Below are 1546 nucleotides of genomic sequence, written 5' to 3'. Positions count from 1 at the left end.
GCCCAAGACGCGGCACAACAGGCGCTCGGCRCCGCCACCGTCGCCCTGGGCCTGCCGAAACGACTGGATGGGCTTGTCACCAGAATTGAGGACGGTACCTTTTCGGTGCCCAACCCTCGTCTCGAGCGGCAGGTGGCGCGGCTTGACCGCACCGTACAGCGGTCCGCATCGGCACTGGTGTTCGGGGCCTTGCTCATCGCCGGTTCGGTGGTCCGAGCGGACGACACGGTGCTCGGCAACATCCTGATGATCGCATCGGCGGTTCCATTGCTGCACGGACTATGGGTGGGACGCCGCCGTCTTTGATGGCCAATGCCCTCCTCCTGATCGTCCGATGTTGCCGCGGGACCGACCGGCCAGGTGAACCGACGGTGAACTTCCCGGGCGGGGCGTGACTTTCGAAAGTCAGCATGCTTATGGTTGGTCCGTGCGATCGGGCAGGCCGAACACCGGCCCGCGCGTAGGAGGGTCCTTGGGGGACCCTCTTCGCGTGTCAGGACCCGGCTCGCGCATCCGGCCCGATCGGTGCGCGGCCGAGAGCCGGTCCTCTGCGCGCTGCGCGCCGGGCCCATCCGAAATCGCGCAGTGAACATTGCATTTCGGCCAACGAGTAACTTTTCCGGCTCCGCGGGCGATTACCGCTGCGGTGGGCCGGCCGAGTCTCCTCCGGTGGCGCGGGAAGCCGGTCCTGACGATGAAGGAATTCGACGTGAACTTTTCAAGACGCAACTTCCTAGGCGTGGCCGGGACCGCTGCGGCCACGGCCCTGGCCACGGGCGGCACGCTCCGCGCGGCGACTGCCGCAACGCCCCCGCTCCCGGCACCCGGCGCCTCCGGAATTGACCACATCATTGTGGTGATGATGGAGAACCGCTCCTTCGACCACTTCCTGGGCTGGCTGCCGGGGGCCAACGGCAAGCAGTCCGGGCTGAGCTACATCGACCGCTACGGTATTCCACACTCGACTCATCACTTGACCGATTTCCAGGGCTGTGGCCACCCGGACCCGGACCACTCCTACGAGGGCGGCCGGATCCAATACAACAACGGCAAGAACAACGGCTGGCTCCGGGCCGGCGAGAACGACGAATTCGCCGTCGGGTACTACGACGCCGCCGACCTGGACTTCTGGCGGCAGGCCGGTCCCGACTGGACGGTCTGTGACCAGTACTTCGCGGCGACCATGGCCGAAACCTACCCCAACCGGTTCTACCAGCACGCCGCCGCGACCGACCGGCTCCATAACTCCACAGTCACGTCCACCCTGCCAACGATTTGGGACCGGCTGGCGGCGGCCGGAGTGACCGGCAAGTACTACTACGGCGACATCCCCTTCACCGCGCTCTGGGGCACCAAGTACCTCGGGATGTCACATCACTACTCCGAGTTCCTCACCGACTGCTCCGCCGGAACGCTGCCCGCAGTGTCCTTCGTGGACCCGCGGTTCACCGACGAAGGCTCCGGCACCTCCGGGGACGACCACCCGCACGCCGACATCCGGTCCGGCGAAACCTTCCTCGCCGAGGTCTACGACGCGGTCACAACC

At 66.5% G+C, this 1546-nt stretch carries 1 protein-coding gene and 1 pseudogene; both read left to right on the top strand.

The genetic code is table 11. From position 1 onward, the window contains the following. A pseudogene (locus AB4Y86_RS18675) lies at positions 1–306 on the top strand (AarF/ABC1/UbiB kinase family protein); the annotation flags it as partial. A gap of 403 nt (positions 307–709) precedes the next feature. Continuing rightward, the coding region (locus AB4Y86_RS18670) for an alkaline phosphatase family protein (protein WP_441403629.1) at positions 710–1546 on the top strand (837 nt) is incomplete at its 3' end.

This window comes from Arthrobacter sp. 2YAF22_2, assembly GCF_052114645.1.
Lineage (GTDB): Bacteria > Actinomycetota > Actinomycetes > Actinomycetales > Micrococcaceae > Arthrobacter.
The sequence above is the reverse complement of the archived record's forward strand: the minus strand, read 5'-3'. Positions and strand labels throughout refer to the sequence as shown.